This is a genomic window from Azoarcus taiwanensis, from assembly GCF_012910885.1.
Classification (GTDB): domain Bacteria; phylum Pseudomonadota; class Gammaproteobacteria; order Burkholderiales; family Rhodocyclaceae; genus Azoarcus_F; species Azoarcus_F taiwanensis.
In genome coordinates this window covers 1-252 of the sequence record NZ_WTVM01000325.1, presented here as the reverse complement: position 1 = coordinate 252, position 252 = coordinate 1, and the positions used below count along the sequence as shown (strand labels likewise).

Here is a 252-nt window from a genome sequence, read left to right as displayed (position 1 = left end):
CCGCGGCAACTCCTATCGCCTCAAGGAGAAGCTCAAATCCGGACTCGTCCGCTCATTTGACGAGCAAACCCAACCGGGTGGGGAAATTTGAATTACCACACTGGGGAAAATTCGCTTGCCCTTGACAGCCGACGTACCAACGCCTCATCGGCTCGCGCCTGCGTGAAGTCGAAACCGGCCAGATCCCGATGCGCGGGGAAGCGCGCTGCGCTCATCTGGTAGGCGATCGAGCGCACTTCGCGCTCCGCGCTC

1 pseudogene is annotated in these 252 nt (G+C 61.1%); it reads right to left on the bottom strand.

Annotation, left to right across the window (positions count from 1 at the left end):
* Positions 1-119 precede the first annotated feature (119 nt).
* Positions 120-252: pseudogene (locus GPA21_RS20560) on the bottom strand (ATP-binding protein); the annotation flags it as partial.